Source organism: Erythrobacter colymbi (genome assembly GCF_002155685.1).
Lineage (GTDB): Bacteria > Pseudomonadota > Alphaproteobacteria > Sphingomonadales > Sphingomonadaceae > Erythrobacter > Erythrobacter colymbi.
Map to the genome: position 1 here is coordinate 190,216 of NZ_MUYK01000003.1, position 22,800 is coordinate 213,015.

The 22,800-nt window shown below is 67.9% G+C and carries 18 protein-coding genes and 1 tRNA gene; 7 read left to right on the forward strand and 12 right to left on the reverse strand.

Features of this window, described 5'->3' with window-relative positions:
• Positions 1 to 367: 367 nt before the first annotated feature.
• The 3 genes from BZF57_RS20610 to BZF57_RS07660 are packed head-to-tail and all read left to right on the forward strand — an operon-like array spanning position 368 to position 4,993.
• Positions 368 to 601 carry a hypothetical protein gene (locus tag BZF57_RS20610; protein ID WP_143738410.1) on the forward strand — a complete coding sequence of 78 codons (234 nt, stop codon included), beginning with the start codon at positions 368 to 370 and terminating at the stop codon, positions 599 to 601.
• On the forward strand, positions 568 to 3,657 hold the full coding sequence (locus tag BZF57_RS07655) for an AAA family ATPase (RefSeq protein WP_086736426.1): 3,090 nt from the start codon (positions 568 to 570) through the stop codon (positions 3,655 to 3,657). The genes BZF57_RS20610 and BZF57_RS07655 overlap by 34 nt, the downstream gene beginning before the upstream one ends.
• Positions 3,658 to 3,694: 37 nt before the next feature.
• On the forward strand, positions 3,695 to 4,993 hold the full coding sequence (locus BZF57_RS07660; RefSeq protein ID WP_162290962.1) for a cytochrome P450: 1,299 nt from the start codon (positions 3,695 to 3,697) through the stop codon (positions 4,991 to 4,993).
• 21 nt (positions 4,994 to 5,014) lie between these two features.
• On the opposite strand, the gene BZF57_RS07665 is transcribed toward BZF57_RS07660, so the two are convergent.
• The 3 genes from BZF57_RS07665 to BZF57_RS07675 are packed head-to-tail and all read right to left on the reverse strand — an operon-like array spanning position 5,015 to position 8,308.
• Positions 5,015 to 6,673, reverse strand: a complete 1,659-nt coding sequence (locus BZF57_RS07665) for a Dyp-type peroxidase (protein WP_086736431.1) — start codon at positions 6,671 to 6,673, stop codon at positions 5,015 to 5,017.
• Positions 6,670 to 7,614, reverse strand: a complete 945-nt coding sequence (locus tag BZF57_RS07670) for a hypothetical protein (RefSeq protein WP_086736433.1) — start codon at positions 7,612 to 7,614, stop codon at positions 6,670 to 6,672. The genes BZF57_RS07665 and BZF57_RS07670 overlap by 4 nt, the downstream gene beginning before the upstream one ends.
• Position 7,615: 1 nt before the next feature.
• Complete coding sequence (locus BZF57_RS07675) at positions 7,616 to 8,308, reverse strand: hypothetical protein (protein WP_086736435.1); 693 nt, start codon at positions 8,306 to 8,308, stop codon at positions 7,616 to 7,618.
• A 75-nt stretch (positions 8,309 to 8,383) separates the two neighbouring features.
• Here BZF57_RS07675 and BZF57_RS07680 point away from each other — a divergent pair, with 75 nt between their 5' ends.
• Entirely contained in the window at positions 8,384 to 9,079 is a 696-nt protein-coding gene (locus BZF57_RS07680; protein ID WP_162290963.1) for a Crp/Fnr family transcriptional regulator, read from the forward strand.
• Positions 9,080 to 9,418: 339 nt separating this feature from the next.
• On the opposite strand, the gene BZF57_RS07685 is transcribed toward BZF57_RS07680, so the two are convergent.
• Positions 9,419 to 9,754, reverse strand: a complete 336-nt coding sequence (locus BZF57_RS07685) for a UrcA family protein (protein ID WP_162290964.1) — start codon at positions 9,752 to 9,754, stop codon at positions 9,419 to 9,421.
• Positions 9,755 to 10,153: 399 nt separating this feature from the next.
• On the opposite strand from BZF57_RS07685, the gene BZF57_RS21500 reads away from it, so the two are divergent.
• Entirely contained in the window at positions 10,154 to 10,267 is a 114-nt protein-coding gene (locus BZF57_RS21500) for an enoyl-CoA hydratase (protein ID WP_206073223.1), read from the forward strand.
• Between the two features lie 32 nt (positions 10,268 to 10,299).
• Positions 10,300 to 10,410 carry an enoyl-CoA hydratase gene (locus tag BZF57_RS21505; RefSeq protein WP_206073224.1) on the forward strand — a complete coding sequence of 37 codons (111 nt, stop codon included), beginning with the start codon at positions 10,300 to 10,302 and terminating at the stop codon, positions 10,408 to 10,410.
• A 16-nt stretch (positions 10,411 to 10,426) separates the two neighbouring features.
• On the opposite strand, the gene BZF57_RS07690 is transcribed toward BZF57_RS21505, so the two are convergent.
• Complete coding sequence (locus BZF57_RS07690; RefSeq protein WP_086736441.1) at positions 10,427 to 12,670, reverse strand: TonB-dependent receptor family protein; 2,244 nt, start codon at positions 12,668 to 12,670, stop codon at positions 10,427 to 10,429.
• A gap of 287 nt (positions 12,671 to 12,957) precedes the next feature.
• On the opposite strand from BZF57_RS07690, the gene BZF57_RS07695 reads away from it, so the two are divergent.
• Positions 12,958 to 13,881, forward strand: a complete 924-nt coding sequence (locus BZF57_RS07695; protein ID WP_086736443.1) for an NAD-dependent epimerase/dehydratase family protein — start codon at positions 12,958 to 12,960, stop codon at positions 13,879 to 13,881.
• Between the two features lie 13 nt (positions 13,882 to 13,894).
• Here BZF57_RS07695 and BZF57_RS07700 read toward each other — a convergent pair whose 3' ends face one another.
• The 7 genes from BZF57_RS07700 to BZF57_RS07730 form a co-directional block, all read right to left on the reverse strand.
• On the reverse strand, positions 13,895 to 14,692 hold the full coding sequence (locus BZF57_RS07700; protein WP_143738412.1) for an esterase/lipase family protein: 798 nt from the start codon (positions 14,690 to 14,692) through the stop codon (positions 13,895 to 13,897).
• Between the two features lie 35 nt (positions 14,693 to 14,727).
• Positions 14,728 to 16,233, reverse strand: coding sequence for a WS/DGAT/MGAT family O-acyltransferase (locus tag BZF57_RS07705; protein WP_086736445.1), 1,506 nt, complete (start codon positions 16,231 to 16,233; stop codon positions 14,728 to 14,730).
• Positions 16,234 to 16,353: 120 nt separating this feature from the next.
• On the reverse strand, positions 16,354 to 17,340 hold the full coding sequence (locus BZF57_RS07710; RefSeq protein WP_086736447.1) for a DUF2891 domain-containing protein: 987 nt from the start codon (positions 17,338 to 17,340) through the stop codon (positions 16,354 to 16,356).
• A complete protein-coding gene (locus tag BZF57_RS07715) occupies positions 17,331 to 18,281 on the reverse strand; it encodes a DUF979 domain-containing protein (RefSeq protein ID WP_086736449.1) in 951 nt (316 codons plus the stop codon). Before BZF57_RS07715 ends, BZF57_RS07710 begins: the two co-directional genes overlap by 10 nt.
• A complete protein-coding gene (locus BZF57_RS07720; protein WP_086736451.1) occupies positions 18,278 to 18,949 on the reverse strand; it encodes a DUF969 domain-containing protein in 672 nt (223 codons plus the stop codon). Before BZF57_RS07720 ends, BZF57_RS07715 begins: the two co-directional genes overlap by 4 nt.
• Positions 18,946 to 22,506, reverse strand: coding sequence for a hydantoinase B/oxoprolinase family protein (locus tag BZF57_RS07725; RefSeq protein WP_086736453.1), 3,561 nt, complete (start codon positions 22,504 to 22,506; stop codon positions 18,946 to 18,948). Before BZF57_RS07725 ends, BZF57_RS07720 begins: the two co-directional genes overlap by 4 nt.
• Before the next feature lie 204 nt (positions 22,507 to 22,710).
• Positions 22,711 to 22,800 (reverse strand) — tRNA-Ser (locus BZF57_RS07730).

A 22,800-nucleotide genomic window follows, 5' to 3' on the forward strand; every position in this document is an offset into this window, starting at 1 on the left:
CGGCGGGCCTTTCGACGGCTGGAAGGGGCTGGCCGGCGCGATGCCGGTGTCAGACCGCCATGATCTGGATCGTCGCCGAAAAGGTGAAGGCGGTGGCGATCACGGCAACGAGCAGGTTGTAGGTCTTGCTCATGACAAATCTCCTGAATGAAATGCGATGGTGGAATGGTCGGCTTGAGCGGCGCGGTGGCCCGATCAGGCGACCATGATCTGCACGGTCGAGGTCAGGGTGACCATCGAGGCGAAAGTGGCGACGAGGATGAAGAAAAGCTTGTCCATGATAATTCTCCTGAATATTTGATCTTTACTTGATGAGGTTCCTGAAAGCCTCTGCTGTTTGTTTTGATCGGGTCTGTGTGCCCTCTCGATGTTCTGGTTCTACATCGGGTCTTCGGCGAGCGATGTGCAAATCGTCACAGGCGGCAAAAAAGTTGCAAAAATCTTGCAACTGGCTGATTTTCAATGCATAAAAATTCGCAATCCGCTGCACCGGCAGGCGCGGGGACGGTGTGACGCGCGGCGAAAATTCCTTTTGGCGCGCGGCCCTTTGGGTCGTATGAATTGCCCATGGGGTGTGGGGTATGTGACGGCGAGCGGCTGAAGGGCCACAAGTTCTGCAGCGAGTGCGGAACACGGCTTGCGCCTGCCGCCCGCGAGCCCGCCCGCAGCGCCCGCACCGAACGCCGCCAGCTCACCGTGCTGTTCTACGACATGGTCGGATCGACCGAATTGTCCGCCGCGCTCGAGCCCGAGGACTTCCGCGACGCGATCGCCAACTTCCACGCCGTCGCCGCCGAAGCGGTCGCCCCCTACAACGCTTTCATCGGCGGCCATGTGGGCGACGGGGGGATCGTCTATTTCGGCTATCCCGTCGCGCACGAGGACGCAGCCGAATGCGCGGTGCTTTCGGGCCTTGCGCTGATCGATGCGGCCTCGCGCATCATCCTGCCCCACGGCAAGCCCGCACGCGTACGGGTCGGGATCGCGACCGGCACCGTGGTCGTCGGCCGGATCGAGGATGGCGATGCGGGCAACAGCGCGGTCGGGCAGGTCACCAGCCTTGCCGCACGCCTGCAATCGGGCGCGCGGCCCAACCAGTGCGTGATCTCCGATCGCACGCTTCGGCTGGTGGGCGACCTGTTCCAGACCGAGGACCTGGGGCTGGTCGATGCCAAGGGCTTTGCCGGCGGTGTGCCGGCCTTCGGGGTGCTCGGCCGCAGCAACAAGGACCGGCTCCACCGCCTGATGCGCGCGCAGACCGCGCTGATCGGGCGGGCGCAGGAGAAGGCGCTGCTCGAACGCAAGTGGCAGCGGGTGCTCGCCGGTGAGGGGCAGGTCTGCCTCATCACGGGCGAGGCAGGGGTCGGCAAGTCGCGGCTCGCGCTCGAATTCACGCGGATGCCGCAGGGCGACGACAGCTTCCGCGTCACCTGTTTCTGCAAGCCGCACAGCCGGCAGGCGGCGCTGCGCCCCTTCATCGCCCATTTCCGCAAGCTCGCTGGCGCATGGGACCAGCGCTCCGAACCGCAACTGGCGCTGTTCGAAGCCTCGCTCGCGCCCGAGACCTCCGAGCTTGATCGCCACCTGCTGGCGCGCAGCATCGGCCTCGCCCGCGGCGCGCCGCCGGAGGTGGAGGAAATGGGCGCGACCCAGATCCGCGCGGCCACGATCAACGCGATGATCCGCCAGCTCGAGCTGCTCTCGCGGCAGAAGCCGGTGGTGATGCTGATCGAGGACATGCACTGGTCCGATCCCAGTACCCGCGAGCTGCTCGAAAAGGTCGCCGCCGGGGCCGACATCGGGCGCACCATGCTGGTGATGACCGCGCGGCCCGAAATTGCCGAGGACTGGGCGCTTGCCCGCTCGCTCGATGAAATCGCGCTCCAGCCGTTCAGCGAAAGTGAGACGCGGATGCTGATCGACGCGATCCTCGGCGGCAAGGCCTCGGCCGCGATGGTGCGCGCGATCAGCGAACGCGCCGGCGGGGTGGCGCTGTTCGTCGAGGAGCTGACCAAGTCGATTCTCCAGGCCGATGCCCATGTCTATGCCGAGGGCGGCAAGACCTACGAGCTGCAATCGAGCTTCGATCTGCCCGAGACCTTGCAGGATTCGCTGCTCGCCCGGCTCGACCAGCTGGGCGAGGCCAAGCGGGTGGCGCAGATCGCCTCGGTCGTGGGGCGCAATTTCAGCAAGCACGAGCTGCTCCAGATCGCCCCCGATCTCGAGGAGCTGATCGACCGCAGCTGCGATCGGCTGTGCGAGGTCGGGCTGGTGGTGCCGCTCAAGAAGGGCGTGCGCGAGTTCCAGTTCCGCCACGCGCTGATCCAGGAGATCGCCAACTCAACGCTGGTGCGCGCGGACCGGCGCGATTTCAACGCGCGGCTGCTCGATGCGCTCGAGGCCGAGGCGCAGGGCGGCCAGCACGCCGATGCCGAACGCTGGGCGCAATATGCGTGGGAAGCGGGCCGTCCGGCGCGTTCGGTGCATTACTGGCTGGTGGCCGGGACCGAGGCGTTCAAGGTCTTCGCGATGAAGGAGGCCGAGGCGCGCCTGCGCCGCGGGCTCGATCTGGTCGAGCGGATCGAGGATGCCGGCGAGCGCGCGCGGCTCGAGCTCGATGTGCTGCTGACGCTGGGCAAGGCGCTGATGGCGCAGGTCGGCCACGCCAATCCCGAAACGGGCGAGGTGTTCCACCGCGCGAAGGCGCTGGCCGAAGAGCTGGGCGATACCAGCAAGCTGCTCGCCGCGATGCCCGGCCAGCAGGCCTTCGATCTGCAGCTGAGCCGGATGCGCGCCTCGCGCGACCGCTGCAACGACATGCTGACCATCGCCGAACAGCGCAATGACGATGCGTGGAAGGCGATCGGCCTGAGGAGCCGCGGCATCTCCAGCTTCCCGCTCGGCGATTATGCGCAGGCCGCCGACGATCTGCTCAGCGGGATCGCGCTGCTGCGCAAGACCGGCCCCGCCGTGGCCCGCGAGATCGTGGCCGACGATCTGCTCGCGGCGATGGAGATCTACGCCTCGTGGTCGCTGATCTACCTCGGCGAGACCGCGCGCGGCCTCGAACTGTCCCACGCCGCCTGCGAGCGCGCCGAGCTGATCCGCCAGCCCTATACCCGCGCCTTCGCGGCGGTGGGTCGCAACTACTGCAAGATGCTGACCAAGGATTTCGACGGGCTCGAGCAGGGCCTCGAGGATTGCATCGCGCTATGCGAGGAAAACGAGATCCTCTATTTCCTCTACACCGAGCGCGTGCACCTCGCGCAGGTTGCCGCGATGCAGGGCAAGCCGGGCGCCGCCGCGCAGCTCCACGCCGCGATCGAGGATTACCGCCAGACCCGCAGCATCCTCTACCAGCCGACATACAAGCACTGGGAAGCGGTCGCATGGCTTGCCGAGGGCGACGATGCCGCCGCGCGCGAGGTCAACGACTGGACCATTGCCACCGCCGAAAGCCACGACATGCACCACATGCTGGGCGAGTATTACGGGCTCAAGGCGGTGCTCGATTTCCGCGCGGGCGACCACCGCTCGGCGCGGCGCTCGGCCGAGTATGCGCAGCACTGGACCGAGCGCCAGAAGGCGCGGCTGGCGGGGCAGCACAACCGGGAATTGTGGGACAGATACGGCCTCTCGGTCGCGCTGGTCAGCTGACGCGCGCGCCGGGACGGGAAACAAGCGGGGATCTGCGATGGAAAATGTGGCGACATTCGGCCGGATGGCTCCGGCGGCGGAGAAGCAGGCGGCACCGGCTGCGAGCGACGGGTTCGATCCAAGCCTGCTGCAATCGACGGGGCTGACCGCGCGGATCGTCGCATGGGTGGTGCGCCACCCCTTCGCGCTGATGGCCTTCGCCCGGCGGTTCTGGCCGATCCCGACCTTCAAGGGCTGGGCGATCATCACCCGCTATGACGACGTCGCCGAGGCGCTCCAGAACGACAAGGCGATCGCGGTGCCCTTCGGTCCGCAGATCAAGACCCTGAACGACGGGCCCAACTTCGTGCTCGGGATGGCGGACGGGCCGGAATATCAGGCGCTCCACAAGGCGACCATGTCGGTCTTCCCGCGCGAGGACAATGCCGCGATCATCGGCCCGATGGCCTATCACGAGGCGAGCAACTTGCTTGAACTGGGCGAAGGCCGGATCGACGGGGTGCGCGGACTGCTGACCCTCGTGCCGACCCGCATCTGCGAGAAGTATTACGGCCTCACCATCCCCGATGAGCCCAATTTCGCGCGCTGGACCATCGCCATGAGCAGCTACATGTTCGGCAATCCCAGCAATGATCCCAAGCTCGAGAAGGCCGCCGTTGCCGCGGGCGCGCTGGTGCGGCCGATCATGGACGATGCCATCGCCCGCGCGAAGGCCAACCCGGAGGCCGATACCATCGCCGCGCGGCTGGTGAGCAAGCAGATCGCCGATCCCGACAGCATGCCCGACGAGATCATCCGCGCGATCCTGATCGGCATGGTCACGGGCTTCGTCCCCACCAACACCATGGCATCGGGCCATATGCTCGACCTGCTGCTCGACAATCCGGAATGGCTGGCACAGGCGCAGGACGCCGCGCGCAGCGATGACGACGACCGCCTGAAGCGCTGCCTGTTCGAGGCGATGCGCTTCTGGCCGCTCAACCCGGGGCCGTTCCGCGTCGCGGCGGAGGATGTCACCATCGCCGCCGGCACGCGCCGCGCGAAGACCATCAGGAAGGGCACCAAGCTGCTCGTCTCGACCCAGTCGGCGATGTTCGATCCGCGCCGGGTGGAACACCCCACCCGCTTCGATCCCGATCGCAAGCCGGTCGATTACATGCTGATGGGCTTTGGCCTCCACTGGTGCATCGGCGCGCCGCTCGCCTATGCCCAGATCACCCAGACCTTCAAGCCGCTGCTCAAGCGCCGCAACGTGCGCCGCGCGCCGGGCAAGGACGGCAAGATGACGCGCTTCGGGCCCTTCCCCGAAAGCCTGTGGGTGCTCTACGACCACTGAGGGCCGGTGAGCGCACCCGCCTCAGGTCGGGTCGATCACCCCCAGCGCGATCAGCCTGAGCGAGGTCATGCTCGGCACGAAGAAATAGGCCCCGCCCTTGGTCTCCACGAATTGCGGGAGGTTGGAGCAGATATAGGGCGGGTTCGGGCCGTCGACGCGGTTGGGGATCACGAACTTGAGCGCCGCCTCCGACCGCGCGCCCAGCATCGGGCAGGTGTCGTTGCCGGCATTGTTGTCCATGCCGTAGTTGAGCCACTGCTGCTGGACGAACTCGTACTGCCGCTCGAGGCTGGAGCAGCAGATCAGCATCACAATCCCGCGCTCGCGCTCGCCCGCCTCGTTGGTGGTGTCATAGGGCAGGCCGCGGCGCAGGATGCGGCGGCGGTTGACCAGCTCGGTGCCGCTCGGGCTCGGCGCGCCGGGCGTCGCGGCCAGCGTCGGCCCCAGCGCATCGCGCGGATGGACGCGCCGCGTGTGCGAGCTGGGCGGGCAGGCGGCCCCGTCGATGTCGCCCGCGAAGGTATAGTCCGCCAGCATCGTCTTGCGCTCGGAACCGGTCGGCGGATATTTCTGGTTGAACGCCTGCCAGTCGGCATAGGTCGGCGCCAGCACCAGCGGCACCCCGTCCTGCCAGCGCCCGGCGAACTTCGCCATCAGCGTCGCCTTGGCCTCGACCGGATCGGCGATGCCATAGACCTTGCCGAAGGCAGGCGCGGTGTCCTCGAGGTATTTGTCGAAGGCCTCGACGTTCTCCTCGAGCTTGCGATAGGCCATGAAGGTGCCGTTGACGCTGAACAGGTTGGGCGCGGCCGCGGGCGGCAGCTCCTTGGCCTCGTCGGGATAGCCGAGCAGGAATTCCCCCGTCGCCAGCGGCTCCCACGTGACCTCGTCGTCGCGCGTGCCCTTCACGACGAGCTTGCCGTTGCCGATCTTGCGCTGGGCCTCGACCTCGGGCGGAAACTGGCCTTCGAACACCGGATCGCTGATCCCGTCGAGGAAGCCGAAATGTTCGAACGGCGTGGGCTGGTAGAGCCCGGTGGTCTCGTCCTTCACCAGCACCGCGCTCAGATCCTGATACTCGGCCGGGCCCTTGCCGTGGCCGGTCAGGATCTCGATCCCGTGGTCGCTGTTTGCGCAGAAGCCGCGGATCGCATCGGTCATGCGCTCCATGTGCTCCACCGGCGCGCCGGTCTTCGGGTCCATGTCGGAATTGAGCAGAGCGAGGATGTGGACGTTGTGCGCGCTGGCGGGGTTGGATTCGTTCTGCCACACCGCATCCCAGCGCTGGAGCGCCCCGGCGGGATAGTTGTCGCCGAGGATCGCGGCGCGCGTGCGCATCCCCTGCACGAATTCATAGGGCATCATGCCGAGCGTGCGCGCCGGCACGCCGAGCGCGCGCAGGCCGGCATAGGTGAAGGCGAAATTGAGCGTGACATCGGGCCGCGCGGGCGCATCGGGCGAAGGCGGCGCAGCCTTGGGGTTGCGGCTCGGCCAGCGCAGCGCGGTCGTCACCAGATGGTAGAAATCCTTGATGAAGGCGCGGCCCATTTCCGCCTTGTGGACGTGGAGCAGGATCGCACGCCCCTTGGGAAAGCCCTGCTTGCCATAGGCGTTGAGGATGTTGCCCTGGATGTCGGCAAGGCGCAGCACGGCGGGCGGACTGGGCTTCTGGGCGATCATGCGAACACCTTCCCGGCCGGGTGCTTGGGATCGGGCGCGTGCAGTTTGCTGTCCTCCAGATACTTGCCGAAAGCGGCGTAGAGATCGGCGTCTTCCGCGCCCTGGTTGGCGATCACGAAGCTGCTCATGGTGGTCTGCAGGTAGAGCGCCTTGAGGATCGTCTGGAGATCGCCGTCGGGTGACGGGGGAAAGGGCCGGTCGCCGAATTTCTTGAGCCGGTGCCCCACGAACAGCACCGCTCCGGCAAGGCCGGCGAGCACGCCCAGAATGATCGCGATCACCGGGAACCAGCGGTGGACCAGCCACCACACCGCCCCGCCCGCCGCAAGCCCCGTCAACCCCGCCCCGATCATCAGCCCGCGCGCGGTGAGCGAGGGCAGATCGGGCTTGTCGACGTAATAGGCGTTGAACGGCATCGTCGTCTCGAGCTCGCAGGCCTTGATGTAATTGATGAAATCGGCCGCAGTGGTGATCTCGTCGGGGTCGAAGCCGATGCAGTGGCGGAAGATATCGACGAGATCCTCGCGCATCACGCCCCACAGCTCGCGCAGGTAGACGGCAAGGTCGTAGGAGCGCGAACCGCTCGGCGCGTCGAACTCGGCGGCGAACAGCAGATAGGGGCGGATGAGCTCGTCGCGGTACTGGACCGGGCGTTGCAGGTTCAGGCTCTGGAGCACCGGATCGGCGGCGTCGTAGCCGTTGTAGCCCAGCCGGTCGATCACCGCGAAGCGGGCGAAGTGCGTGAGGGTCGAATCGGCGAACTTGCTGATCTGCCCGCCGCGGGTGCGCTCGGGCGTCTGCATCGCGGTCGGCATCTGCGACAGCTTCTCGCGCAACAGGATCATCGGCGCGGTGGTCTGTCCGCCGCTGCCCTTGGCCCAGGAGCGGCGCACCGGCACCAGCACGGTCAGGAAATAGTGCGATCCTTCGATGCTTGCCACGTCACAGGTCCTTGTCGATGGCCTCGAGCGCCTGCTCGGCCACGGCCATCTGCGGGCGCAGCTTCTCGAAGCGCTGGCGGTTCTGTTCGGCGTGGTCGGTCTCCATCGACGCGACCGGCGAATAGCCCTGCGTGGTCAGATCGTTCTGGATCGACAGCAGCTTCTCGCGGAAGAAGCCCGCGAAAACCTCGGGTGTGGTGTTGGCGTGGATTGTCTCGAGCTCCAGCAGCGCGCGGCGCACGCGCAGGGCCGAGATGACGTCGCGATAGGCCGCGCCGGGGGTGGCGTTGTAGTAGAAATCGCAATCGATCTGGTTGGCGCGGATATAGTCCTTGAACGGCGTGATCGGGATAGAGCCGGGGTAGCGCGCGTTCTTGTACCACAGGAGGTCGAGCCCGGTGGGGATGCCGTCGGCAAAGGCGTCGATATACTGGTCCCATGTGCCGTTGAAGTTCGACAGGAACAGCATCATGTCCCGTTCGAGCACCTCGGCCTCCTGCCCGAGGCTCGGCCAGGCCTTGCGCGGGATGATCACCCAGCGCGCGAAGTGGATGAACTTCAGGCCCAGAAGACCCGACAGCGTGCCGGGAAAGCTGCGCACCAGCCGGAAGATCCAGCGGTTGAGCCATCCGATACGCAGCGCCATCGGGGTGATCACAATCATCCCGTAGGCCTTGCCCGCAACATTCGACATGAAGACCCCCTCTGACGGCATTATTCATTGTTTGCTCGGGGCTTGCAAGCTAACTGAATGGCAGGGGTAAATTGTATGCACGACCAATATCTGGACAATGACCGCCTGCGAAAATTCAGCATTTTCCGGGATTTGCCGGATGACGCGCTGGAATCCATCAGAAGTCGCATCACGGTCGCCCGGTTCGCGCGGGGCGAGACCATCATCGCGCACGAGGCGCATGATACCGATGTCTTCCTGCTGCTCGACGGGCAGGCGCTGGTGAACCGCTATTCGCTCGCCGGGCGCGAGATCAGCTACCGCCGGCTGCCGCCCAATTCCTACATGGGCGAGCTCGCGGTGTTCGACGGACGGCCGCGCTCGGTCAATGTCATCGCTGTGACCGAGGTGGTGATGGGCCGGCTTTCGGGCGCGGCCTTCACCGATCTGATCCTCACTATCCCCGAAGTGATGAAGGCCCTGTTGCGCGATCTGTCCGCGCGCATCCGCGATCTGTCGGACCGGATCTACGAGAACACCGCCAGCTCGGTGAAGATGCGGTTCTACACCGAACTGATGCGCACCGCCCTCGCCGCGCAGGGGGACGAGGACGAGATCGTGCTGCACGATCCGCCCACCCATGCCGACTGGGCCGCGATCGTCGGCGGCCAGCGCGAGGCGATCACCCGCGCGCAGGGCGAGCTGATCGCACTCGGCATCCTGCGCAAGGACGGACGCGACCTGGTCGTCACCGATCTCGACCGGCTGATGGACCAGATCGAGGAAGCCTGAGGCACGGGTCTGATTTGCTTGGAGAAAACGCGAGCCCGGAAATAAAGGGCCCCCCGCCACGGGTGTGAGGAGGGGGGCCAAGTCTTCGGGTCGCAATTCGGGGTAGCCGGAGACTCGGGAGGCGGATGTGTAAAATTACACATGGCCCGCCCGCCCCCTCAAAAAAATTGCCGAAAGACCCCGCGAGGCCCCTTTTGCCCCGCTCTCCCCGCACGAAGCGCCTGTCGCGCCAGCCCTGCCCCGCACATACCAAAAGGGCTGCCCACCAATGGCGGACAGCCCTTCCAAGCGCGGGGTGCTTGGAGCCCGGACCGCCCCCCCGGCGGCCCGGTACCCGGATCAGAACTTCATCGCGAAGCGGGCGCGGGCCTTGGGGTCGAGCCCGGCGAGCGCGGTCTGCGAGGCCTGGGCGACGCAGGTCTGGTAATCGGTCATTTCCTTGATCGTCTGACGACCATTGGTGTGACCGCACACCTGCTTCACCGCCGCACGGATGCGGGTCTCGAGCGTCTCGCGGCCGGCGGCGCTGTCGAGGTTGAGGTCGTCATAGGACACAGCGACAGTACGGATCGCACGATCATTGACGGTAATCGTGGTGCTGTTGTCGGCGTTTGCAGCGAAAGTCAGGCCGCAAGCGAGAGAAACGGCAGCAATAGTCTTGATGAACTTCGACATGATCACTCTCCTCTTAAGGGCTAACTCCCTTGTGATCATTTCTACGCTTCGACTCGCACTGCCGATGTGCATATTCACACAGGGTCGGAATTTTTTTCTTGTGACACTATTGTTGCAGCCGCGTTGTGCTTGTGCAGCACGAAGCGGACGCAGGAATGGGCACGGCCTGTCAGGGGGCGATCCGCCCAGACCCACGCTTCACGCCCGCGCCGGAATCGCGTTCGCCAACCCTTGGGAAAATTTCCCAAGCTTTCGTTTCGCTGAATGGGCCGTTGGCGGCGTGAAAGCGCAAAAACCGCAGAATTCCGCCATTTTTCGAGTTTGGCACGGCTGATGCAAGGTATCCGGCATCCCCGGGATGGTCCCGGGAAACACCGAAAAGACCTCAAGGAGACCACCATGTACGCCAACGACATCAGCAACCGCATCGCCGCCGCCGCCTTCTCGGTCGTGCTCTCGGCCGCGTTCCTCGCCTACGCGATCATCCCCGCCAGCCCCTCGCTCGTCGCCTGACCGGCCGCAGCCCAAAGCAAAGGACCACAACCATGTATTCCGACACCACCACCCGCCTCGCCTCGGCCGCCTTCGCCATCGTGCTGAGCATCGCCAGCTTCGCCTATGCGATCATCCCGGCAAGCCCAAACCTGATGGCCTGATCGGCGTGGAAAGGACTCAACCTTTCCACCCGATCGAGACGAAGACATTGCGCGGCGCTCCGGGATCGAACCCGCCGCCGCCGCCGGGGCGGACCCGGCTCGCATAGTCCGCATCGAACAGGTTGTTCACCCCCGCCCCGAAAGTGAAGCCGCCCGCCAGCGGCCATTCGACCGAGGCATCGAACACCTCGTAACCCGGCAAGGCAAAGTCCGCGACATTGTTGTCGGCGCCCTGCTGGTTCCCCACCGAGGTAAAGGTCAGCGCCGCGCGCGCGCCATCCTTGCCGATCCACGCCAGAACCGACCGCAGCAGGTGGCCCGGCACATATTGCGGGGTGAAGCCCGCCGCGGCGCCATCGGTGAAGGTCGCATCGAGCAACTGCAGATTGGTCGAGAGGCGCAGCGTGCCCTCGCCCTTGGCCAGCCCTTCCGGCCCCACCAGATCGAGCCGCAGCGCCAGATCGACGCCCTGATTGCGCATCGAGCCGACATTCTGCCGCCGCGCGCCGCCCGCGCCCACCGCGCCGAAGGGCGGCGATGCGGGAAGCGGCCCGGCAAGGAAGCCGACCTGGTTCTCGAACTCGACCCGGAACAGGCTCGCATCGATCCGGAGCGGCGGCGCGGGTTCGGCCTGCAATCCGGCCTCCAGCGTGAAGGCATAGGAGGCATCGAAGGTGCCCGCCGCGTCCACCCCTGCCTGGAAGGTCACGCCGTCATTATAGAGCAGCGGCTTGAAAGCGCGGCTGGCATTGGCGACGAAGCGTAAGGTCGGCGCGGCATCCCAGGTCACGCCCACGCCGTAGAGCGGCACGGTCTGCGTGGTCTCGCGGTTGCCGAGCGGGCCGTTCGCCGCGCCCGGCCCGCCGCCGGTCACGCTGCCGACCCCGAGGTCGAGCGTCTCGCTCACGCGCTGGCGGATGCGCTCCAGCCGGAAGCCGGGGACGATCTGCACGTCGCCCAGACCAAACTTCACCTCGCCGAACACCGCCGCCGTATCGCCGCTGCGCTGTGCGCGGGCGAGCGCGCCTGCGGTGCCGGCGAAATCGGCGTTGCTCGCGCCCTTGTCGACGAAGACCGGCGCGTCCGAGGTGTGGCCGAGCACGCCGATCGTGACGCTATGCTGGCCCCGCCCGCCGAAATCGCGCCGCGCGCGCAGATCGATCCCGGCGGTGTCGAAGGTCTGGAGCTGGCGGATCAGGACATTGGCCGCGGGCGTCACCTGCCCGAAGCTGCCACCCGCCTGCCGCCAGCTTTCACGCTCGAAACGGCTGTAGAAGGCGCGCGCGGTGACCTGCGTGGCGTCGTCCGGCTGCCACTCGATCGCCAGCGTCGGCGCGAGGCGCTCGATCCGCACCCGGTCGCGCGCGGTCGATCCGTCGCGGTTATCGGCGGCAAGACGGGCGCGGCTGAGGCCGCCGGGCTCGCCGAAGCGGGCATTGTAGTAATCGAGCGAAAGCGTCGCCGTGACGGTCTCGCCCAGATAATGCGCGCGGGCGCGGGCGGTGGTCTGGCGGTGGTCGCTGTTGACGCGGCGCGGGCCGTCGCCTTCGGCATAGTGGATGAAGCCGTCGGCGGCGAGTGTGCCGTCGGACGCCGCAAGGCCGGCATAGCCCTGCCGCGCGTCCCAGCTCCCCGCGATCAGCCGCGCTTCTGCCTCGACACCCTCGGCGCGGCGCGGGCCCTTGAGCACATAGTTGATCGCCCCGCCCGGCTGCGGGCCGTAGAGCAGGCCCGATGCGCCGCGGATGAACTCGATCCGCTCGACCGCTTCGAGCGGCGGGGTGAAGTAGCCCGCGGGGTAGGAATACATGTCGGGCACGGCAGGCACCGCGTCCTGCAGGGTGAGGATGTTCCAGCTCTCGTGCGGCTCGCCCAGCCCGCGATAGGAGAGCGAGGCCCACGAACCGTTCGAGACTTCCGAGACCAGCAGGCCGGGAATGTCGGCGAGCGCGACGCGCAGGTTGCGGGTGGGGACGGTCGGAATGTCGTCCAGAACCGCGATATCGCCGAGCTTGCCCGCGAAGATCAGCGTGCCGGATTCGTCGGGCAGGCGGTCACTGGTGCGCGCGGCGGTGACGATGATCGAGGTCGCCTGCGTGGTGGTGGTCGCCCCGCCCGCGGCTTGGGGGTCGCCCTCGGGCGCGGTTGCTCCGGTCGTTCCGGCCGTCTCCGCAGCGCTGCCGGTCGCCAGCGCGGGGGCGGAGGCGGCGGCGAGCAGAGCGACGGCAAGCAGGCGGACAGGCGGCAGGGGACGGGACATCGGAACTCCGCGCAGGGGTAGGATGGAGCCGGCATCTCTTGATATTGCGAATGATTGTCAATGTGAAAAATGGGTAAGCGGCGGTGCGTTTCCCGCAGCGGGACAGCCCGCGGCTTGGCCAGTGCCAGCCTTGCGCCAGACGGGCCCAGACACCCTCCAGACACCCTCCAGACCCCTCCCAGACCCCGATTGCACCGCCCTTGCGCAATGTTTCGCGTGAAACATCGCCGGGGCTTGCAGGCCGCGATCATCCGCGTTTGAATGCCGGGGCAAGGAAGGGAGCGGGTATGGGCGGAGACATTCTGGTGATCGGATACGGCCCCTGCGGCCGCGAGGCGGTGCAGCAGCTCCACGGCGCGGGCCGTGCGGTCAGGGTCGGCCAGCGCAGGCGTCCGGAGGATCTGCCCGAGGGCGTGGGCTTTGTGCGCTGCGACGTGCTCGACCTGGACAGCCTGCGCAGCGCACTCGTCGGGGCGGCGCAAGTTGTGCTCACCATCGGCTTTCCCTACGAGGGCGAGGTCTGGCAGCGGGTCTGGCCGGCCACGATGCGCAACCTCCTCGAGGCCTGCGGGGAGACCGGCGCGCGGATCGTGTTCCTCGACAACCTCTATATGTACGGCCCCCAGACCGCCCCGCTGGTCGAGACCATGCCGCTCACCGCGCACGGCTTCAAACCCGCCGCCCGCGCCGCCGCGACCCGGCTGTGGCAGGAGCAGGATAGAGTGAAGGTCGCAGCCCTCAGAGCCCCCGATTTCTACGGCCCCGGCGTGACCCTCTCGCACCTCGGCGAGACGGGCCTTGCGGCGGTGGCACGGGGCAAGCGGGCGACCTTCGTGTTCTCGCCCAACCTCCCGCACGACTATGCCTACACCCCCGACATCGGCCGCGCGATCGTGACCCTGCTCGATGCGCCCGACGATGCCTTCGGGCAGGTGTGGCACATGCCCTGCGCGCCGACGAAAACCTCGCGCGAAATTCTGGAGATGGGCGCGCAGGCCGCCGGGGTGCCGCTGAAGCTGACCGCACTGCCCGGCTTCGTCTTCGCCGCGCTCGCGCCTTTCGTGCCGTTCCTGCGCAATCTCAAGGAGATGCGCTTCCAGTGGGACCGGCCTTACACGGTCGATGCGAGCAAGTGGCGCGCGCGGTTCGGGAGCGATGTGACGCCCTTCGAGGAAGGCGTGGCCGCCACCATCGCCTCCTTCCGCCCCTGAGACGGCGCCCGCCTCAGTCGAGGCTGGTCCTGGGGAACATCCACTGCACCGCCAGCGAAGGCTCGAACGGGGCCCACGTGCCCTCGCCCTGTGCCAGCCGGTCGGCGATCGCGATCATCACGCTCGGGTTCACGCCCAGCCCGCAATGGCTGGCATAGACCTCGATATTCTCGGTCGGGGTCCTGGCAGGCTTCTGCACCGATCCGCGCCAGTGGACGATCCCGTCGGTCTTGGTGAGGATCGAGGTGGTCGGCACCGGCGGCGCCTCGTCGAGCCCGCGGAAACGCCCGCCCTGCATCGCCTCGGGCTCCTTGCCGTTGAGCAGCTCGAACAGCCGCGCGGCGCTGGTGTGGTTGCGGTCGTCCGAGATCGGGCTGCCGAGGCTGATCACCAGCCGCACCCGGTCCGGATGGAGCTTCGCCAGCTCGCGCGCCAGCACCCCGCCGAGGCTCCAGCCCACCAGCGAGACCTTGCGGCCGGTATCGTCGTTGAGGCGCTGGAGCTGCGTTTCCAGACGCCGGATCAAGGCGTTATCGACCCGCACATTGCGCCCGCTGTCCCAGCCATGCGCCTCGTAGCCGAGCTCGCGCAGCAGGCGGCGCATCGGGCCGGTCGAGGTGTTGGTGGCCATGAATCCGGGGAGCACCTGCACCGCGTGGCCATCGCCCTTGGGCAGGGTCGCAAGGAACGGGCGGCTCATGTAGAACGCGCCCAGCTCGAAGAAGGCGCGGCCTTCGACCAGCGTCCAGAAACGGTGCGGCGGGCGGGCCGCGTGATCGAATTCGGCCTCTACGGCTGCCATTGTGGCCATCGGGGGATCCTTTGCATCGCGGGGCTTGCGGGCGGTCATGCCCGCTTGGCTCCGGCTTTGGTCTTTGCCTTTGCAGGCGCGCGTTTCGGCTTGGCGGCAGCGGCGGCGGGCTTGGCCGCCTTGGCGGGAGCGGGTTCGCCAGCCTGTGTAGCAGCGAGCAGCTCGGCGAAACTATCCTCGATGCACTTTACGTAGAAATCGGGATCGGGGAGCAGCTCGCGGTCGGCGGTGAAGGCAATCGTCGCCTCGTCGCAATAGGACTGCACCACGTGGCCGAGACCGAGGCCGTCGGTAAGGCACAGGAGGCCCATCATGCTCTCCAGCCGCGCGCCCGCGAAGTGGATCGGCACCGGCGGGCCGGGCACGTTGGTCACCACGGTCGTAAACGGCGGCGCGACCCCGCGGTTGGCGAGGCCCAAGCGGGTGTAGAGCTGCGCGCCCAAGGCCATGAACAGGGCGGGGGAGACCTTGCTCATCTCGGTCATGTTGCGCGCGCCGATGGCGTCGGACATGGCCTTGGAATTGGCGGTCTGCGAGAAGACGAAGGCGAGGCGCTCGGCCGGGTCCTCGATATGCGTGCCGAGCGGCGCGATCATGGCGGCGACCTGGTTGCCCATGTCGCCCTTCTCGCCGCCCGAGCGCACCGAGATCGGGGCCATCGCGGTCAGGGTCTTCTTGGGCAGATCGTTCTTCGCGAGCAGATATTTGCGCATCGCCCCGCCGATGATCGCGAGGAACACGTCGTTGACCTTCGCCCCGTCTGCCAGCGCGCGGATCGCCTTGATGTCGGCGAGCTTGAAGCTCCGCCCCTCGACCACGCGGTGCGGGCTGATGGTGCGGTTGAAGCGCGATTTGGGCGCGAGCAGATCGGAGGAGACGGTGAAGTCCTTCACCACCAGACCCTTGATGGCCTTCGCCAGCCCTGGCGCGGCCTTGGCAGCGACTTCGAGCTGCTTGAGCGGATTGGTGACCGCGTTGAAATAGCTCTTGCCGAGCAGTTCGATCGGGTTCGGAATACGCTCGGGCTTCCACGTGTCGGGCTTCGACGGGGGCGGATCGGTGGGGCGCAGGGTGTGGAGCGCCTCCATCAGGTCGATCCCGCTCATCCCGTCGATCGCGGCGTGGTGGACCTTGGTGACCATCGCGAAGCTGCCGGGGGCGACGCCGGGGACATTGTCGAGCCCTTCGACCACGGTGAACTCCCACGGCGGCCGGTCGAGATCGAGCGGCCGGGCGAAGATGCGCGCCGCCTGAATGCACAGCTGCCGCCAGTCCCCCGGCTGCGGCAAGGCGATGTGGCGCACGTGATATTCGAGATCGAAGTCCGGATCCTCGACCCAGTAAGGATAGTCGAGATCGAACGGCACCCGCACCAGCCGCTGGCGCATGGTGCGGCTCAGCTGCGCACGCTCCCCGATGAATTGCAGGATGTCCTTGAAGCGCACGAAGCTGCCGGGCGCGGTCGCGGGATTGTAGACCAGGATCGAGCCGATATGCATCGGCGAATTGCGCGTCTCCAGCGCCACGAAGGACGCGTCCATTCCCTGCAACTGGCGCAAGGCACTCTCCCCGTTTTGCGCCCCCTTTTGCGAGGGCTTGTTGCAGGAGAGGCTAACAGACGAAGGGCGGCGGTCAACTTGCCGCCCCCGTCAAGGCTTTCCCTAGGGGCGCAGCAGGGCCAGCAGGGCGAAGCTCGCCAGCCAATGCTCGCCCATGTAGTCGCCCTCGACATGGGGGAGCGCCGCGGCGAGGTGCTCTTCCGCGAGGCGCTGGAGGGGGTCTGCGGGATCGCTGCGGCCGAGGGCGCGGGCAATGTCTCTCAGGCACCATGCCCGGCTGAGGTTGAGGCCGTCGAGATGCGCGATCTTGCCGTCCGAACGGTCGGAGACGGTGACGGGGCGGCACTCGCGCAGCAGCCAGCCGTTCTCCTCGACCAGCGCGGCGAACCACGGGGCGAAGGCGAGGTGGGGCTGCACTTCGCTCATCAGCGAGGCCGCGGTGAGGACGGGGGAGAGGAACTCGTCGCCCCCCGGCTCCCACCCGGCATAGTCGCGGCGGTGGGCGAAGGCGCGGCTCGCCCAGTCGTCGATCAGCACGACGAGGCCGGGGTCGCGGCTCTCGGCCCAGCGCCGCGCCAGCACCAGCGCGAAGGCGGTGTTGAAGTGGGTGCCGACGGTGATCGGATAGGAGAGGATGGAGAGGTAATCGCGCAGGCGCGCGGCAAAGGCGCGGGCGAGCGGTTCGAGCCTCTCGCCCCACGCCGCGTCCCCGTGCCGCGCGGCCTCGTGATGCAGATACATCAGCCAGCCCCAGCCATAGGGCCGCTCGAAGCCCCTCGCGGACGGGCGCCCCAGATAGGCGATCTCCGCCGCCAGCTTCTCTTCGGTGAAGGTGGTCTCGGCGAGCGCCGCGATTGCGGCGGCCTCGGGCATCGCCGGATAGAGCCGCCGCAGGGTGAGCAGCGTCCACCAGCCGTGGACGCAGGAATGCCAGTCGAAGCTGCCGAAGAACACCGGATGCGCCTCTTGCGGCAGGCGCAGGTCTTCGGAGCCAGTGAAGACGTGATCGTCCTTGTAGGGGAAGGCCCGCGCCACATGGCCCAGCGCCACGCGGGCAAACTGGCGGGCAATGGTCTCGGTCAGCTCCACAGGAGGAAGGCTCCGACATAGATGATGATGACGTTGACCGCCCACAACGGAACGGCAGTGCCGATCTGCTGGCGGATCACCGCGTTCTGGTCCTTGAGCTCGAGCAATGCGGCGGGCACGATGTTGAAATTCGCCGCCATCGGGGTGAGCAGCGTGCCGCAGAAGCCCGCGAGCATCCCCACCGCGCCGATCACCGCCGGGTTGCCGCCATATTGCTGGATCAGCAGCGGAATGCCGATCGCGGTCGCCATCACCGGGAAGGCGGCGAAGGCGTTGCCCATGATCATGGTGAAGCCCGCCATCCCGGCCGCGAAGACGACGACGGTGAGGAACACGCTCCCCTCGGGGATCACCCCGCGCGCGACGCCGCCGATGATGTCGCCCACGCCCGCAATCGCGAAGACCGCGCCGAGCGCGGCGAGCATCTGCGGCAGGATCGCGGCCCAGCCGATGGAATCGATCAGGCGGCGGCCCTCCTCGGCGGGCGCCATCAGCGGCGGGCGCAGCCACACCATCGTGCCCGCCAGCGCCGCCAGCACGCCGATACCGAACAGGATCAGCGTCTCGCGCCGCGCCTCGAACAGCCCGGTCTGGCCGAGCGGGGTGTAGGTGTAGAGCAGCGTCCCCGCGACTGCCGTGAGCGGGACGACCAGCGCGGGGAGGAACAGCCGGTTGCCGAGCCGCGCGGCATGGGCCTGCCGCTCTTCCGGCGAGGTCGTCGGCGGATCGCTGCGCTTGAGCCCGCCCAGCCCGGCAATCGCGACCAGCGCCAGCACCAGCACGCCGTTCGCCAGATCGGACAGGTGGCTGCCGGAGAAGAAGCTCGCCGACAGCAGCGCCCAGAAGGCGGCATTGCCCCAGCGGCGGTCCTTGGCGGAGAGCACCGCCCACACCGCAAAGGCCACGCCCGCGAGCACATAGAGCCACTCGTAGGTGATCATCGCCGCCCCCTCCCCAGCCGCCGGTCGAAGGCGAGCACCCGCCACGCATGGATCGCGAAGGCGCAGAGCGCGGTCGGGATCGCCCAGAGCGAGAGCTGCAAGGGCGTGAGCGGATAGCCCGCGCTCTCGAACACGCCCTGGATCAGCAGGATCGAGGCGATGGCGAAGAAGATGTCCTCGCCGAAGAACAGCCCGACATTGTCGGTCGCGGCGGCCATCGCCTTGACCTCGTCGCGGGCGTGGTCGGGCAAGTCGCCGTGGGTCTTGACCGCCGCGGCCTCGGCCATCGGCGCGACCAGCGGGCGCACGGCCTGCGCGTGCCCGCCGATGTCCTTCATCCCCAGCGCCGAGGCGAGCTGGCGGAAGGCGAGATAGGCGACCAGCAGCCGGCCCATCGTCGCGCCCCGCATCCCCTCGATCATGCCCCGCGCGCGTTGCTGGAGACCGTAGCGCTCCAAGAGTCCGATCACCGGCAGGATGATCCACGTCACCGAGATATAGCGGTTGTCGTTGAAGGCCTTGCCCAGCGCCTCGATCACCGCGACGAGGTCGAGCCCCGCCAGTACCCCCGTCGCCAGCGCGGCGCTCACCACCACCAGCAGCGGGTTGAATCGCAAGGCAAAGCCCAGAACGACGATGGCGATGCCCGCCAGCGGCCAGTAATTCATGCGCCGAAGCCCCCTCCTCCGGGTGTCAGGATCACGAAAGTGTCGCCCGGCTGCATTGCGGCCGAGCCGGTCGCGCCGAGGTCCTCCCGGGTGCCGTCAGCGCGGTCGACCCAGTTCTGTCCGGGGAGCGCATCGCCCCCGCCCGCGAGGCCCCTCGGGGCCACCTTGCGGCGGTTGGCGAGCATATTGGCGCGCATCGGCTCGAGGAAGGTCACGCGCCGCACCACCCCGTCACCGCCGCAATGCCGCCCCTCGCCCCCGGAGCCGCGCCTGATGCTGAACTCGTCCAGCCTGACTGGCAGGCGTGTCTCCAGAATTTCCGGATCGGTGAGGCGGCTGTTGGTCATATGGGTCTGCACCGCGCTCGTCCCCGGATGGTCTGGTCCCGCACCGGACCCGCCGCAGATCGTCTCGTAATATTGGTGGCGTTCGTTCCCGAAGGTGAAGTTGTTCATGGTGCCCTGCGAGGGCGCGAGGCGGCCCGTGGCGGCGAACAGCGCGTCGGTGACCACCTGCGAGGTTTCGACATTCCCCGCCACCACCGCCGCGCCCGGACGCGGGTTCAGCATCGAGCCTTCGGGCACCACCAGCGTCACCGGCCTCAGGCACCCGTCGTTCATGGGAATGGCATCGTCGATCAGCGTGCGCAGCACATAGAGCGCGGCGGCGCGGGTGATCGACTTCGGGGCGTTGAAGTTGTCGGGCAGTTGCGCAGAGGTGCCGGTAAAGTCGAACACCGCCGAGCGGCTCTCGCGCTCGATCCGGATCGCTACCCGCAACTCGGCACCGTTGTCCATCGGATAGGCGAATGCCCCGTCCGAAAGCCCGTCCAGCAAGCGCCGCACGCTTTCCTCGGCATTGGCGAGGACGTGGTACATATAGGCCGCGAGCACGTCTGCCCCATGCTCGCGCGCCGCCCCCGCCAGCAGCTCCGCCCCGCGGGTGCAGGCGGCAAGCTGGGCGCGCAGGTCGGAAAGATTGCGGTCGGGATTGCGCGCCGGATAGTCCGCCGCCGCCAGCGCCGCGCGGATTTCGGCCTCGCGGAAGTGTCCCGCGTCCACCAGCAGAACGTTGTCGAGCAGCACGCCCTCTTCGGCGATGGTGCGGCTTTCGGGCGGCATCGATCCGGGCGCGATCCCGCCGATATCGGCATGGTGGCCTCTTGCGGCGACGAAGGCGTCGGGCTCGTCGCCCTTGCCGGAATAGAACACCGGCACGATCACTGTGATGTCGGGCAGGTGCGTGCCGCCGCGATAGGGATCGTTGAGAACGTAAGCGTCCCCGCGCCGGAAGCCCCGCCCGTCCCGCGCGGCCCCGCGGGCTTCGATCACCCGCGCGATGGAATCGCCCATGCTCCCCAGATGCACCGGAATATGCGGCGCATTGGCGATCAGTGCGCCCGCGCGGTCGAACAGCGCGCAGGAGAAATCGAGTCGCTCCTTGATGTTCACCGAGGTCGCGGTCGATTGCAGCACCACGCCCATCTCCTCGGCGATGGCCATGAAGAGGTTGTTGAAGATTTCGAGCCGGACGGGATCGACCGCGGTTCCGGCGGCGCGCTCGCGGGAAAGCGGGACGGCGCGGGTGAGCACGAGGCTGCCCTCCTGCGCCAGTTTCGCCTGCCAGCCCTCCTCGACCACCGTGGTCGAGCCGGGGTCGATGATCAGCAGCGGGCCTTGCACAACCTCTCCCGCCCGCAGCCCCGCGCGGGCCATGGCCGGCCAATTGCCCGGCAGCTGCCTCGCAGTGGCCGCGCCAGTTTCAGGCATGGCACTCGCCGCGCCCAGCCCACCCGCCTGCCCCGACGCCTCGACGCTCAGCGCCTCGACGATGATCGCGCCTTCCGCATCGGAATAGCCGAAGCGCTGGCGGTGAAGCGCGCGGAAGGCGGCATCCATCGCCGCCGACTCGCCGCAGGGGATCGCGAGCAGGCTGTCGCTTCCGGCGAAGCGCAGGCGGGCGAAAGGTGCGAGGCGGATCGCGCCGGGAGCGATACCCTGCGCCAGCAGGTCGGCCCGCGCCTGTTCCTCCAGTGCGGCCAGCTCAGTCGCAAAGCTCTCGCCAAGGGGCCGCATCACGGTCGCCTCGCGGATCGCCTTCACCGGCGCAAGGCCGATGCCATAGGCCGAGAGCATCCCGGCGAGCGGGTGGACGAGCACGGTCTCCATCCCCAGCGCATCGGCCACGCGGGCCGCATGCTGGCCGCCCGCCCCGCCGAAACAGGCGAGCGCATAGGTGGTCACGTCATGCCCGCGCGCGACCGAGATCTTGCGGATCGCGGCGGCCATGTTGTCGACGGCGATGGCGAGGAAGCCCTCGGCGACCTCTTCGAGCGGGCGCGGTTCGGGCAGCTGCGCGGCGACCTCTTCCAGCCGGTCGCGGGCAGCGTCCGCATCGAGCGGCTGGTCGCCTGCGGGGCCGAACACGGCGGGGAAGAAGGCAGGATCGATCCGCCCGAGGAATAGGTTGCAGTCGGTCACCGTCAGCGGCCCGCCCTTGCGGTAGCAGGCGGGGCCGGGGTTCGCCCCCGCGCTCTCCGGCCCGACACGGAAGCGCGAACCGTCGAAGCGGCAGATCGAGCCTCCTCCTGCCGCCACAGTGTGGATCTGCATCATCGGCGCCGCGACGCGCACACCTGCGACCACGCTGTCGCCGGTCAGCTCCACCTCGCCCGCGTAATGCGCGACATCGGTGCTGGTGCCGCCCATGTCGAAGCCGATCAGCCGCGAGTGGCCGAGGGGGGCGCAGGCGGCGACCATCCCCACCACCCCGCCGGCCGGGCCGGAGAGGATCGCGTCCTTGCCCCGGAACGCGCCGACCTCGGCGAGGCCGCCGTTCGATTGCATGAACCGGAGCGCTCCGGTCTCGGGCAGGCTCGCGGCGAGCTGGTCGGTGTAGCGGCGCAGCACGGGCGAGAGGTAGGCGTCGACCACGGTCGTATCGCCGCGCGGGACGAGGCGGATCAGCGGGGCGACCTCGTGGCTGACGCTGACCTGCGCGAAGCCGATATCGCGCGCGATCCGTGCAAGGCGGGCTTCATGGTCGCGGTGCTGCCAGCCGTGCATGAGGACAATGGCGAGCGCATCGAAGCCCTCCGCGCGAAGCTCGGTGAAGGCCGCGCGCGCGGCGGCTTCATCGAGCGGGCGCAGCACCGCGCCGTCGACCGCCACCCGCTCGTCGATTTCGATGACCTTGGCGGGGAGCTGTTCGGGCAGCACGATATGGCGCGCGAAGATGTGGGGCCGCGCCTGCGTGCCGATCCTGAGAGCATCGGCGAAGCCGCGCGTGATCGCCAGCGCCAGCCGCTCGCCCTTGCGCTCGAGCAGCGCGTTGGTGGCGACCGTGGTGCCGATCCTGAGCTCGGCAATCGGCCCCTCACCATGCTCCGCCATGAGCTGCCGCACCGCCTCGCTCGCGGCGTCGGCATAGTGGCCGGGGTTCTCCGACAGGAGCTTGGCGGTCACCAGCCGGCCATCGGGCGTGGTCGCGACGACATCGGTAAAGGTGCCGCCGCGGTCGACGGCGAAGCGCCAGGCGGGAGGGGATGCGGGATTCATGCGGCGCAGGTGTTGTCCAAGCCCGCGCACAAAGCAACCGCGCCGCACGCCCGCGCTGCCGGGACTTCGCACGGGGCCAGACCCCCGCCAGCGCCGCCTCGCCCCCTTCTCGACCCCCTCTAGGCCCCCTCTAGCCCCGCACAGGCCACGGCTTTTGGCAATGTTTCGCGTGAAACATCGGAGCGGGCGGTTCGGGAGGATGTGTGGCGGAGAGGGTGGGATTCGAACCCACGTTACCGTTGCCGGTAAACCGCATTTCGAGTGCGGCGCATTCGACCACTCTGCCACCTCTCC